The following is a 12,700-nucleotide window of genomic DNA, read 5'->3' on the forward strand; positions in this document are numbered from 1 at the left end:
CCACGGCGGCGTCAAGAACGCCATCACACAGGCCGCCGTCGAGTGCGATAGAGCTTCTTGGGCACTGATCACGGACTTAAAGCAGCGCGGGATGCTCGACGACACTTTAATCATCTGGGGCGGGGAGTTTGGCCGCACTCCGATGGGCCAAGGCGACGGGCGCGATCATCACATCAACGCCTTCTCGATCTTCCTGGCAGGCGGTGGCATCAAAGGCGGCACGACCTACGGCAACACCGACGAGCTGGGCTACAAGTCCGTCGAGAACGTCGTGAGTGTCCATGATCTGCACGCCACCATGCTCCACCTCTTCGGAGTGGACCACGAGCGCTTCACGGTTAAGTTCCAGGGCTTAGACGCCAAACTCAGCGGCGTCGAACCCGCCCGTGTCGTGAAAGATATTCTGGTATAATCTAATGTAAATTGTAGCGGGGATGTAACCTTATGAGTAAAAAAATAGATGGAGTACAACCTGGATGTGTCAAACAGATTATCGGAGGCATATGCACAGTCATCGTTATAGTCTTGTTTAATTTGGTGTTAAATGGTGGATTAGTTGGTTGTCAGAAATTATTGCATCTGAATCAGTATCGGGAACTTGATGATGTTAAAAATAAAATAAAATCTGAAGAAATTTTACTGAGTCAAGAAAAGAATAAATTAGAAGAACGTAATCATGATATAGATGTTATTGAAAAAGAATTAGATCCTTTGGATTTAAATATTAAAGAAATGAAAAAAAAATATATCCTGAATTAATGATGCCTAGAAATGATGTTGAGAAATTTAATAAGTTAATTGAAGATTATAATAATAATATAAATAGAAGAAATGCATTTGTTGAGATTTATGAAAAAGACCGTGGGCAATATAATGATCATATACAAAGAGTAAATTCTTATATAAAAAGACAAAATGCGCTTGGTGAAGAAATAGGGCCAACATATTACGTTATTGTTGGGGGTAAATCAAAGCGACGCTAATAATCTCGAACTATATCTCCAATCGTGCCATGTAACAGAGAATTCCCAAGATCATTTCGAGGCTTTCGAGGGAGTGCTCGTTGGGGTCGGCGAGGATGACGGAGCCGCGTAGGGCGAGAAATGTCCAGAGGGTGCCGGTGGTGACGGTGCCATAAACCGGGGTTTCTTCGCGGCCACGACGGGCGTTGAAGCGGCTGGCAGCGACCATCTCGGCGGCGCACTGAGCCAGGCCGAGCTTGAGGTTGTCGTTCTTGGCCTCGACCACGGCGACCACGGGGACGGTGATGGTCATGGCGTTGGGTTCCGCACTGATGAGAAAGTCGCACTGGCCGCTCAGGCCATGGGCGGAATCTACATCGAAAGTGACACCCGAAAAGAGCGTGATACGCCGCTCAAGCTGCCGACGTACTTCAATCAAGATCGGGGCGACGAGCATCTCTGACCGCGCTTTTTCTGTGCGGCTGGCGAGCGCAATCCCTAGGTTTTCTTCGAGCGTTTCTCGCAAGCGGGGACTCACGCTAACGGGTGTAATGTTTTCGAAGAGGCCGCTCTCTTGCCGCAGGGTGACCCCAAGCTCGGCTTCGACTTGCTCAATGGTGAACTCACTGTAGGGCATACTCTATTCTATCGCTTTAGCATTCCCAGATCGGCGAGCCAGTCTTTGAGACGCAGGTGCCAGGTGCCAAATGGGATTCCCTTACGCTCGCTGATGGCGCCGCCGTGACCGCCGTGGGCGTAGATGTGCAGGTCGGCTTGGACGCCTACTTTGAAGAGCTCGTTGTAGAACTCGACTGTCTGCTTCGCGTGAAAAGAATCGTCGAGGCCCGCGCTGGTGAGAAATGCCGGTGCGGCGTCTTTGGGAGCGGTGATGTCCATCGGAGCCCAGCCGGGGTAGACCAGTCCCACAAAGTCCGGGCGACACGAGAGCTTCTCAATGGGATCGGTGGCGTCGGGCTTGCCTCGGTCAAAGCGAATGTCTGCGAGAGCGGCGAGCGCGCCGCCTGCGGAGAAGCCTAGAATTCCCACTTTGGCGGGATCCACTTTCCACTCGGCGGCGCGGGCGCGAATGATCCGCACGGCGCGTTGGGTGTCTTGCAGTGCCTCCCCCTCGACTGTGTACTTGTAGCCCGGTGTCTGGGCCAGTCTGTACTTGAGGATCACAGCAGTAACCCCGATGCTATTGAGCCACTGAGCGATATCCGTGCCCTCGCTGCCCCAGACGAGCTGGTTATGCCCGCCGCCCGGCGCGACAATAATCACCGTGCTCGTGGCTTTCTCAGCGGAGGGGAAACGAACTTCTATCGTGGGCGTGTGTACATTGCGGATGGAGTTAATCCGCTGGCCGGGCTTGGGATCCATGGGGCTGAGCAGCTCTTTTTCACCCGCACCCTTGAGAGTTGGGGAGCCGTCGGGCCAGAGGTTGACGATCTGTGGCGGTGTCTGGATCTGTGGCGGTGTCTGGGCAGCGTGGGCGATTGCCCCCGAGGTGAGCAAGAGTGGCAGGAGGCAGAGAAGCATTGGCAGCAGGCAGAGAAGCATTTTTCGGTGCATTGAGTTCTATCAAATCCCTTCAGTTATTCAGTCATTGCGGGCGGCTTCGTAGACGGCGACGATCTGTCGGGCCATCTCGGCGGGGGTGGGGTGGAGCGGACTCTGGCGGGCGGCGCAGGAAAACGCCTGGAGTCGGCTCGGATCCGTGAGGAGCGACGCGGCGGCGGGGCCGATTTGCTCTGGGGCGACCACGAGAGCGTCTATACCGTCGCGGACGAACTCCGGGGCACCTCCGCCGTTCGCGACGATGCATGGGAGGCCGTAGCTCTGTGCTTCCGAGAGCACAACACCCTGCGTGTCGGTGAGGCTGGGGAAGACAAAGAGAGTCGCGGTGGCGAAGATCGGGGGAAGATCCATGCGGGGGACGAACCCGGCAAAACGTACCCGGTGGGCGAGCTGTCGGCTCTCCGCTTTGGATTTTAGCTCCTCCAGTGCAGGCCCTCCTCCGACAAGCAATAAAATCGCGTCATCGGGCCAGTGCGCCTGGCCGTCGAAGAGTGCCTCAATGTTTTTCTCTTTGGCAAGCCGCCCGACATAGAGCAGCACGGGAGCCCCTTCGGGAAGCCGGTAGCGCTCCCGCACGGCAGCACACTCTGCGGGCAGAACGGGGCGCAGCGGTGGGATGCCCGTGGGTACCACAGAAATTTTGTTCTCCGAAACTCCTAATCGCACGAGGATCTCCCCTGTAGCGCGTGAGGGGACGATCACTCGGGTACAGTCGCCCTCGTAGTAGAGGCGCAGGTGCCGCGAGAGCCACCAGTGGCTCAGGGCAGGCGGAAGTGGGCGAACGTAGTGAGTGTACTCATGGTAGAGAGTGTGAAAGGTCGAGACCAGGGGCACGCCAAGCTGGCGGGCAAGGCGGCGGCCATGCATGCCCATTCCAAAGGGCTGCTGCGTGTGCACCACGTCCAAGGGAAGATTGCGTAGCGCCATCGGCTGCCCTAGAAGTGGGGAGTGGGCAAAGGGATTCTCTGGGTTCCAGGGGGAGACCCAGGAGGGGAGCCGACGCACTGTGATTTCGTTGCTGTCCGCGTAGCCGGGGTAGCGTGGTGCTAGAACAACGGGCTCGTGGCCGTCCGCGATGAGCTCCAGAGCAAGTGTCTTTACCGACGTCGAAACCCCGTTGATCACGGGTTCGTAGCTTTCGGTGAACAAACCAACACGCATTGTTGTGGTCATTGTACCGCGATTCGCTCCCGCGACTTGTGTTTCGGTCGCAGGAGCGAAAGCGATCTAGTCAGTCCTCTCTGTGAACAGGCGGTACAGGCGGTACAGGTGGCACCGGTGGCGTGGGCGGCACGGGCGGCGCGGGAGGAGCCTCACGGAGCCAGTCGGGGAGGTGCTCGCGGATGACGGATCCAATATCCTTGAGCTTTCCCAGCTCCTCCATCGCGATATGACCGCCGTGCTCCCCGTGTCTGCCCACCATGATCTTGACCCCCTTGTTTTTTATTTTCCCCGAGGAAGCCTCCTCGTCGTCGTCTTCCAGATACCCACGCAGCAAGCGGCTCGCCACGCCGATCCGGTCAAAGCTGGCGTCGCCGGGTAGTGGAGCGAACATCCCCTGGAGCTCGACGCCGTGGGTCTGAAGTACTGCCAGAGTATCGTTGTAGATTCGAACAGCCTCGGTGGCACCGTCTTTTCGGAACGCGCCGGAGAGACTCGCGTGCTCGGCGAGAGAGTAGAGCTCGCCGATCATGCGCCGGACTCTCCGAATCTCCTTAGCCCGCTTCTCAGTGATCGGGTCTGTTTCTGTTGGCATGGTTTCTTCAGTCATAGTAGTTCCTCTTCCCTATTTTGATTATTGTAGTGGTGGCGCACTGCTTGGCGTGCGCGGTAGAGACGGCCACGGACGGTTGCTTCCGGTACCGAGAGATATGCAGCGATGCGGGCGACACTCCAGTCTTCGTAGGCGGCGAGATAGAGCACTTCTTGTTGGTCTTCCGGGAGCCTCTGGAGCGCCTGAAAGATCACCTCCTGCTCGATCCGCGCTACCCAGTCCGGCGGGACGGCAAGCTCGGCGCTGGCACTTTTAACGAGCGCTTCGAGATCGTCGGTGGCGGTGCAGCGCCGCTCACGACGGAGGGTCTTGAGTGCGAGGTTGCGGGCAATGGCGCGTAGCCAGCCCCCTATCGCCCCAGGAGCATCCAGAGTGGGTAGAGCACAGAACGCCGCAAGAAACGTTTCCTGAGCGACCTCCTCGGCCACCGCCCTGCTTCTGACAATCTGCTCCGCCGCTAGGGTGATGGGGCCACGATAGCGGCGAATCAGCTCGTCAAATGCCGGAAACGATCCCAGTGTGGCAAGTACCACCAGCTCTTCGTCGTCTTGAATTTCCAGGGAAGCATGCATCGTCGTCAGTAAAGAGCAGCAACCCGCTCACTTCGTCACGCCGTAGCGCAAATTATTTTTTCACCCGGTCAGCGGCGGCTCAGAATCCGCACTTCGTGCGGGGCGAGGTTGAGGTTGGTCTTGCCACCCCGCGTCGTGACGCCCGTCGGTTTAGGAAGAATCCCTGCGGGAGTCTGGCCGTGCAGCTCGACAGCTTGCCAGTTTCCTGGCGCGAGCTTCTCCAGCGTGGCCTGCTGGCGCACACCGGTTTTATTGATAATAATCACGCTCTCCCCGATCCCATAGGCATCTATGGGAGGGACGAGCGCGGAGCTACGGACGCTCACGGGGCGAAACGGCTTGCCGACGAGTGGCTGGAGCGCCTTGAGAACACGGCTGGCATGGCCCGGCCCCATGTCAAAGGTGGCACTGCGAACTCCGGCGAGGGCGGCGTACTTGAGACAGTCGGCGGCCCAAGCCGCACCCATCGGACTGGCGTTGCGCGGCTCGGGCGCAGGGCGTGGGTGCGTGAGTGTGAGGGCGATGTGATGGATATCTATCGGTTTACCTGGTGCCAACTGCCGCGCGGACTCGGCGAGTTCCGTGATGACGGGGACATTCTCCCAGCACGTGTCGTCGTCGTAGAGGTGCTCAACAGGGAAGTAGGCAAAGGAGATACTCGGTGCGGCTTTGGCTTTCTCTCGGTCGTGGTTGATCCCGTGAAACCAGTTGCGCTCGCCCGTGCTGCCCGTGCGAATCTCGGGAAGGACACGCCCCGGCACGGCACCGAACCCCTCCACTGTCAGGAGCGTTCCCTGAACGGGTTTTGCGGGTCTTACAGGGGGCGCACTGCCCGTCAGCGCAATAGTCACTGTCTGCGAGTGCGCGTCGCCTTCCTTTAGCTCCGGGTAGGCGTAGGGCATTGTGACGTAGGCCTTAAAGCTGGAGTCGGCGAAGTTGCGCTGGTCTTCCATGGAGAAAAGTCCATCGCCCATGGCACTGACTTTGACGTTGCCGTAGCGCAGCTCGTGGAAGTTCTGCTCGAAGGTGAGGGGAGCATTGACGAAAACAGGAAATGTGCCTGAGCGTGGCCCGTCTTTTCCCGCCAGCTCGTACTTCTGTCCGCAGACTGTGTGCGTCCCAAAGAGCACACAGATCCCGATCCGATTGGTGGAAAAATCCCGCGTCGGAGCCCCCGTCACCGAGAAGGTGATCGTGCCGTCGCGCTTGCCCTCGATCTTGCCGGACCATGCATAGCCGCCGTCGGAGTCGAAGCCCGCTGCACCCCGCTCGCAGATTGCCTCTAAGGTAATGGTGAAGGTATCGGGCGTCTGCGCAATATCGCAGCGCGTGAGCTTGGGCGCGAGGGTGTCCCAGGTCTTGGTACGCACCGCAAAAAACACCCGGCGTACCAGCTCCGTGTCGCCTAGCTTTATGTAGCGCAGCTCGCCGTCGGCAAACTTACAACGAAGTGGCCCCGCTTTAAGTTCTCTTTCCACTAGTGCATCGCCATCACGCCGCCGTCAATGTCGTAGGCCGCCCCCGTGACAAAGTTGGCCTCATCGGAGCAGAGATACGCGACGAGTGCGGCGATCTCGGCGGGCTGACCCATGCGGCCCATCGGCTGTGCGGCGGAGAGGACGGCGAGCTGCTCTGCCTCTTTTCCCGGGTAGTTCTTCGTGAGATACGCGTCCACAAAGGGCGTGTGCACCCGCGCCGGACACACGGCGTTGCAGCGAATTTTATCGTTCACGAAGTCTTTCGCAATGCAGCGGGTCATGGCCAGAACGGCTCCCTTGGTCGCGGCATAGGCGAAGCGCTCGGCTAGCGCAGTCTCTGCGGCGATGGAGCAGATATTGACAATGCTCCCCCCCTTGCCCGATGCTTTCATGCGGCGTACCGCTTCCTGGCAGCACAGAAACAGGCCGCGCGCATTGACCCCCATCAGCCGGTCAAAGTCCGCCGGAGTGGTCTTGAGAATATCCCCCACGAACCCAATCCCCGCCGAGCAGACAAGCAAGTCCAGTGGGCCGTGCTCATCGGCCTTGGCGAAAGCCCGTGCCACGGAGTCTGGATCAGAAACATCACAGGGCAAGTCGGCGTGATCGTTGAGATCGAGCACCAGGACACGCGCTCCTTGCGCCTTGAGCGTCTCCGCAATCGCCGCCCCGATCCCGGAAGCTCCGCCGGTAACTAAAGCCCGTTTTCCATCAAGGCGAAACATTATGCCGCCTCTACAGGGTTGGTCAGCACGCCAATTCCCTCGATCTCTATCTCGCAGACATCACCGGGCACGAGCCAGCGCTTGGGCGTACGTCCCATCCCGACGCCTTCCGGGGTGCCCGTTAGGATCACCGTACCGGGCAGGAGCGTGAAGTTTTTCGAGAGCGACGAGATAATCTCGCACACGTCGAAGATCATGTCAAAGGTATTAGAGTTTTGCAGCGTCTCTCCGTTTACCCGTGTCTGGATCTGCAGATCATTGGGATCGGGAATCTCCTCGGCAGTCACGAGAACGGGGCCGAGCGGACAGAACGTGTCGAAGCTCTTGCCGCGTGCCCATTGCTTGTCGTAGCGCAACTGCCAGTCGCGGGCGGAGACATCGTTGGCGCACGTGTAGCCGAGCACATAGTCCAGTGCGTCGTCTTCGCTAACATTCTTAGCGGTCTTTCCAATCACCACGGCCAGCTCACACTCGTAGTCCAGCTCCTCGGTGGTTCGGGGATGGACAATGGCATCGCCCGGGTTTGCGAGGGTGGTGGTCGGCTTGATAAAGAGGAGTGGCCGGTCAGGAACAGCCATGCCGCTCTCCTCAGCGTGGCGCTTGTAGTTCAGCCCGATACATAAAATATTGGGCGGCGCGATAGGAGCAAGAAGCTTCGCGACGGAGAGCAGCTCTTTGGTTGGGGTGAGGCCGGTAAATAAATTGCCATCGAGCGCGGTGGCCGTGGTAAAAGTGTTGTCGGTGGGAGTTCCCAGGCGGATATTGCCCGCGTGGTCTACGAATCGAATGATCTTCATACTGTGAGGATTATACCTGCCGCAAGCCCTTATGGGTGTCGGTAGTCGTCGGAGAGTGGTTTCGGGTACACTGCGGAAAACCGGTTTATGGAAGATTTAATTTTGATGTCACGACGTGAGTTTGTGAAGAGTGCCGCACTAACAGCCACTCTGCCCCTTGCCGCCGCCGAGCCGTTAGACACGGCAGAACTCCGCTGGCTGGAGGGCGTACCGAAGTTCGTCCCTGGCACGGTCTGGGGAGTTCCCTGGCCGCGTGGCATCCATAAGCCGACTACCGCGTTTGCTCTGAGTGACGGGACACCACTTCAGAGCTGGCCACTGGCAACCTGGCCAGACGGTTCGCTGAAATGGAGCGGCCATGCGGTCGGAGTGCTCGAAAACGCCTCGGCGACCCTGCAACTCGTTCCTGGGCAGGTAAGCGCCGCGCCCCGGCAAACGGTTACCGTCACTGAAACTACCGACGAGGTGCTTATCGAGACGGGCACAATCCGTGCCCGAGTTCCTAAGCGCGGCGATGTGCTCATCACCGCCATCGAGCGCGACGGGAAAGCGATTGTTCAGAGCGCTCAGCTCGTCAGCCTGCACTGCGATGCTCCCGAGCTGGCGGAAGACGGTGGCACCGTGCGGCAAACCAAGCGCGTTGGTGTGATCGAAAAGCTGACTGTCGAGCAGCGTGGGCCAGTTCGCGCCGTCATCAAGATTGAGGGCAAGCACGGGAGCTGGTTGCCTTTTGTCATGCGGCTGTACTTCTTCGCGGGAAGCGAGTGCATTCGTTTCGTCCATAGCTTTGTCTTCGATGGCGATGAAAGCAAAGATTTCCTGAGCGGCCTCGGCGTGCGGTTTGTCGTTCCCCAATCCGAGCCACTCCACGACCGACACGTACGCTTTTCAGGTGAGGCAAGTGGACTCTTCGCTGAAGCCGTGCGCCCGCTCACGGGCTTGCGGCGCGATCCAGGCCAGGCGGCACGGGCAAACCAGATCGCGGGAAAGCCCGCCGGGGAAGTTGCGGGTGTTGTAGCACGCAATATCGAGCGCATCCCGGCCTGGAGTGACTTCACGCTCTCCCAGCTCACCGCCGACGGTTTTGAGATTCGAAAGCGCACCAAGCCCGGCCATGCCTGGATTCGTGCGGGTGCGGGCAAACGGGCGGGCGGCGTGGTCTCGCTGGGGGGAGTGGTGCTGGGGCTGCGCGATTTCTGGCAGCGCCACCCCGTCCAGTTGGATATTCGGAATGCGGCAAGCGACAAAGCAACTGTCACAGCCTGGCTCTACGCCCCGGATGCCGGGCCGATGGATCTGCGGTTCTATCATGATGGCCTCGGAATGGAGACGCATCCACACGAGCTTGAAGGGCTGGATGTTACCTACGAGGACTACGAGAAAGGCTGGGGCTCACCCTACGGTGTGGCACGTACCAGCGAGCTGTTTCTTTGGGCACTCGACGCAACGCCTAGTCGTGAGCGTCTGAACACCCTCACCGAGGTTGTTCGCAAGCCACCCCAGCTTGCCGCCGCGCCCGCGCACTTGCACGCCGCCGGGGTCTTTGGCGACTGGGATCTTCCCGACCGGAGCACGGCCACTCGAAAAGCTATTGAGGACCAACTAGACTATCTCCTCGAAACGTATCTGCGGCAAGTGGAGCAGCGGCGCTGGTACGGCTTTTGGGACTTTGGCGATGTCATGCACAGCTACGACTCCGACCGCCACGAGTGGAAGTACGATATCGGTGGCTTTGCCTGGGCCAATTCCGAGCTCTCGCCGGATCTCTGGCTCTGGACGAGCTTCTTGCGCACGGGGGGCGCCGAGATTTTTCGCCTCGCCGAGGCCATGACCCGGCATACCAGCGAAGTGGATGTCCACCATATCGGGCGTTTTGCTGGCTTTGGCTCGCGGCACAACGTGCAGCACTGGGGCGATAGCTCCAAGCAGCCGCGCGTGAGCACCGCTGCCTACAAGCGCTTTTTCTACTACCTCACCGCCGACGAGCGCACGGGCGATCTGATGCGTGATCTAGTGGACTCCGATCAGCGCCTACTCACCGTGAAGATTGGCCGCAAGCTCGCACCCGGCGACTCGCCGCAGGCTCCTGACCCAACCCACGCTGCGAATATCGTCCAGATGAGCTTCGGCACGGAGTGGTGCTCGCTCGCCGCCGCCTGGCTCACCGAGTGGGAGCGCACCAGCGATAGTCGCTGGCGCGAGCGCTTGCTGGCGGGAATGCAGAGTATCGGGGCGCTGCCGCAGGGCTGGCTCGCGGGTGGCAGTGGCTTTGATCTCGCCACCAAGCGCTTTGTCGGGCCGGGCAACAAGCTGAGTTTCTCGCACCTCAATGTGGTTTTTGGGGGCATCGAGATCAACTCCGAGCTCCTCTCCCTCCTCACGGTTCCCGAGTACGAGAAAACGTGGTTGGAGTACTGCATCCAGTACAATATCCAAACGCGCCCTCTCAATTTAGGGGAGTCGCATTCTCGCGCAACAGCCTACGCAGCCAAACGCAAAGGCGACAAAACCCTCGCTGAGCGGGCCTGGAAAGAGTTCTTCAGCGGCGCAGCGGGCCTTGGTGTCCGCACCGATCTGGTGTTCACCCGCATCTCGGGGCCAGCGGTGCTGAACCCCGTGGACGAAGGCTTCGGTCTCTCGACCAATGCCGCGTCGCAGTGGGGCCTCGCCGCCATCCAGAACCTCGCACTCATCGGGGAGTATTTGCCGACGGAGCTGCCTGCCGCCCCACGCCGAAGACGGGAACGGTAAGACCCAAGTGCACCGAGATGATTTCAAGAACACAGAGAACTGGCTGACCGAGCTTGAGTCGGGTGGAAGCGTGACAGCACGGAATGGAAAGCTGAGCATAGACGTGCCGCGTGGCTGCACGGTCTGGTTTCGCCATGAGCTTGTTGGCCCGCTGGTAATTGAGTACGAGGCGATGGCCGTTGCGAAAGGCGGTCTGAATGATCGGGTGAGTGATCTGAACTGCTTCTGGATGAGCCAGGACGACCCGAGTAAAGTCAAGCGCAACGGGACCTTTGCCAGCTACGATATGCTGAGGTGCTACTATGTCGGGTTGGGGGGCAATGCCAACACTACCACCCGCTTTCGACGCTACATCGGGCAGGCGGGCAACCGTCCACTGCTCCCCGAGCACGATCTGAGCGCCCCGGAGTTTCTGCTCAAACCCAATACTCCGCAGAAGATTCGGATCGTCGCGAATGGCAAGCACATTGAGTACGCCCGCGACGGCAAAACGCTCTTCACCTACGACGATCCTGAGCCGTACGTGTGCGGCTGGTTTGGCCTTCGCACCGTCGCCAGTCATCTTGAAATTCAAAAATTCCGCGTCTGGCAGGGATAGGCTTGCGGCGGTAACATAGTGAGTATGGCACTGGCTGCATTACCACAAGATATAGCGGAGAAGGCACTCGGCTACGACCCGGAGACGGGTCAAGTTCGCTGGACGCGGGCCGCGTTTCGCATGATGGATGACGCGGGCTGGCTCGCGGATAGCCGCTATGAGCTACTGGAAGGAGAGATCGTCAAGATCATGCCCAATGAACCCCATACTTTTGTCAATACGGAGCTGATTCGTCTTCTGGTCGAGTGCTTCGGCTGGGACTACGTCCGCATCCCTAGCTCTCTCTTTGCCAGCGAGATCAGCGAGCCCGAACCTGACGCCTCGGTGACTATCAAGCCACGCCGCGAGTATCTCAAGACGGGCATTCCCCCAGGCAGCGAGTTTCGGTTGGTGGTCGAGGTCTCCGACAGCACGCTCTGGCGCGACAAAGGCATCAAGGCAAAGCTCTACGCCACCGCTGGGGTTCCCGAATACTGGGTGGTCAATCTCACAGGTCGCACCGTGATCGTCCACCGCAACCCCGTCGGGGATGAGTACCGCAGTGTCGCCGTCTACGACGAAACCCAGACCGTTTCCCCCGAAGCCGCCCCCGAGCATGGCATTGCTATCGCCGAAATTCTCCCGCCACTCTCAGAGCAGATAGCCTGAGGCAATCTCTTCCTGACGAAATGGGAAGCCGGTGGCAACTGCGAGGCGGAGAATATCCGTCGTCGCGCGCCCGAGTAGCCAGCTGCTCGTATGCGGCGATTAGTTTCGTGGCTCCTGCCGACTTGCCACCTAAATCGTTGCTTATATGCTACAATCCGGCATAAAATATTTCCCAGGTAATATCATGAACCGCAAGAGTTTCCTAAGCTGTTTTACCCTTGGCTGGCTAGATCAGGCAGACCCACATGGTCGTGAAGACCGTATTGTCACCATTGGTGCAGTGATCATTGGTGATACTATCGACCTTGATCTCAATCCTATTGAGGGTGGTTCCCTGATCTCAATTAGCTTGCATGCTATTACAACATCTCACTTGAGTGTGGTTCGAAGGGAAGAGTGTAGTAGGTTCGTTCGGGAGTTTTTGAAGGATAAGAAGCTAAAATATCGTTACCTTGGAACGGATCGTAGCAGTAAGAACGTCTCTATCACTTTTGGTGATATTATCTTGCTATCGGATGGCAAGAACCTCAGTAATGAGCTGGTCCTGCAAGGGTTCGCTGAGGTTGTCCCTGAACTGAAGAGTAGACGTCCCGATCTCGCAGCTGTCCAGCTCAAACGTAATGGTACGGTTGTACTACCAAAAACGGGTACCTTCGTCATTACAAAACCAACCGATAGGAGTCTTCATCCTTCACTGAAGACCTGTACCACAACCGGCGATGCACTGTACGGACGAACATATGTTTCCTCCTTCTAACCCGTTGCTTTCCAGGTTCCAATAGCCTCGAAAAAGAGGGTGGTATCGCGATGGCCCGCT

General features: G+C 58.6%; 15 protein-coding genes. 7 read left to right on the plus strand and 8 right to left on the minus strand.

Annotated features, from left to right (window positions below):
- The 3 genes from ACH2ED_RS20795 to ACH2ED_RS20805 form a co-directional block, all read left to right on the plus strand.
- Window positions 1-412: DUF1501 domain-containing protein (locus ACH2ED_RS20795; protein WP_395094646.1), on the plus strand; the 412-nt coding region annotated here is incomplete at its 5' end.
- Window positions 413-444: 32 nt separating this feature from the next.
- Entirely contained in the window at window positions 445-759 is a 315-nt protein-coding gene (locus ACH2ED_RS20800) for a hypothetical protein (RefSeq protein WP_395094647.1), read from the plus strand.
- Complete coding sequence (locus tag ACH2ED_RS20805) at window positions 759-983, plus strand: hypothetical protein (RefSeq protein WP_395094648.1); 225 nt, start codon at window positions 759-761, stop codon at window positions 981-983. Before ACH2ED_RS20800 ends, ACH2ED_RS20805 begins: the two co-directional genes overlap by 1 nt.
- Window positions 984-993: 10 nt before the next feature.
- Here ACH2ED_RS20805 and ACH2ED_RS20810 read toward each other — a convergent pair whose 3' ends face one another.
- The 8 genes from ACH2ED_RS20810 to ACH2ED_RS20845 all read right to left on the minus strand — a co-directional run bounded on the left by ACH2ED_RS20810 (window position 994) and on the right by ACH2ED_RS20845 (window position 7,886).
- Window positions 994-1,599 carry a hypothetical protein gene (locus ACH2ED_RS20810; RefSeq protein ID WP_395094649.1) on the minus strand — a complete coding sequence of 202 codons (606 nt, stop codon included), beginning with the start codon at window positions 1,597-1,599 and terminating at the stop codon, window positions 994-996.
- Between the two features lie 8 nt (window positions 1,600-1,607).
- Window positions 1,608-2,534, minus strand: a complete 927-nt coding sequence (locus tag ACH2ED_RS20815) for an alpha/beta hydrolase (RefSeq protein WP_395094650.1) — start codon at window positions 2,532-2,534, stop codon at window positions 1,608-1,610.
- Between the two features lie 27 nt (window positions 2,535-2,561).
- On the minus strand, window positions 2,562-3,713 hold the full coding sequence (locus ACH2ED_RS20820; RefSeq protein ID WP_395094651.1) for a glycosyltransferase: 1,152 nt from the start codon (window positions 3,711-3,713) through the stop codon (window positions 2,562-2,564).
- Between the two features lie 58 nt (window positions 3,714-3,771).
- Window positions 3,772-4,311 (minus strand): hypothetical protein, encoded by a 540-nt coding sequence (locus ACH2ED_RS20825; RefSeq protein ID WP_395094652.1) that lies wholly within the window; start codon window positions 4,309-4,311, stop codon window positions 3,772-3,774.
- Window positions 4,308-4,886, minus strand: a complete 579-nt coding sequence (locus ACH2ED_RS20830) for an RNA polymerase sigma factor (protein ID WP_395094653.1) — start codon at window positions 4,884-4,886, stop codon at window positions 4,308-4,310. Before ACH2ED_RS20830 ends, ACH2ED_RS20825 begins: the two co-directional genes overlap by 4 nt.
- A 68-nt stretch (window positions 4,887-4,954) precedes the next feature.
- Window positions 4,955-6,364, minus strand: a complete 1,410-nt coding sequence (locus tag ACH2ED_RS20835) for a hypothetical protein (protein WP_395094654.1) — start codon at window positions 6,362-6,364, stop codon at window positions 4,955-4,957.
- The gene (locus ACH2ED_RS20840; RefSeq protein ID WP_395094655.1) at window positions 6,364-7,089 is read right to left on the minus strand and encodes an SDR family NAD(P)-dependent oxidoreductase; all 726 of its coding nucleotides are present in this window, start codon (window positions 7,087-7,089) and stop codon (window positions 6,364-6,366) included. The genes ACH2ED_RS20835 and ACH2ED_RS20840 overlap by 1 nt, the downstream gene beginning before the upstream one ends.
- Window positions 7,089-7,886 (minus strand): fumarylacetoacetate hydrolase family protein, encoded by a 798-nt coding sequence (locus tag ACH2ED_RS20845; RefSeq protein WP_395094656.1) that lies wholly within the window; start codon window positions 7,884-7,886, stop codon window positions 7,089-7,091. Before ACH2ED_RS20845 ends, ACH2ED_RS20840 begins: the two co-directional genes overlap by 1 nt.
- Before the next feature lie 87 nt (window positions 7,887-7,973).
- On the opposite strand from ACH2ED_RS20845, the gene ACH2ED_RS20850 reads away from it, so the two are divergent.
- From ACH2ED_RS20850 to ACH2ED_RS20865, 4 genes are all read left to right on the plus strand, one after another.
- Window positions 7,974-10,637 (plus strand): Tat pathway signal sequence domain protein, encoded by a 2,664-nt coding sequence (locus ACH2ED_RS20850; RefSeq protein WP_395094657.1) that lies wholly within the window; start codon window positions 7,974-7,976, stop codon window positions 10,635-10,637.
- Between the two features lie 7 nt (window positions 10,638-10,644).
- A complete protein-coding gene (locus ACH2ED_RS20855) occupies window positions 10,645-11,235 on the plus strand; it encodes a DUF6250 domain-containing protein (protein ID WP_395094658.1) in 591 nt (196 codons plus the stop codon).
- A 24-nt stretch (window positions 11,236-11,259) separates the two neighbouring features.
- The gene (locus ACH2ED_RS20860; RefSeq protein ID WP_395094659.1) at window positions 11,260-11,883 is read left to right on the plus strand and encodes a Uma2 family endonuclease; all 624 of its coding nucleotides are present in this window, start codon (window positions 11,260-11,262) and stop codon (window positions 11,881-11,883) included.
- A gap of 184 nt (window positions 11,884-12,067) precedes the next feature.
- Window positions 12,068-12,640, plus strand: coding sequence for a hypothetical protein (locus tag ACH2ED_RS20865; protein ID WP_395094660.1), 573 nt, complete (start codon window positions 12,068-12,070; stop codon window positions 12,638-12,640).
- Window positions 12,641-12,700 lie beyond the last annotated feature (60 nt).

Source organism: Armatimonas sp. (assembly GCF_043757465.1).
Classification (GTDB): domain Bacteria; phylum Armatimonadota; class Armatimonadia; order Armatimonadales; family Armatimonadaceae; genus Armatimonas.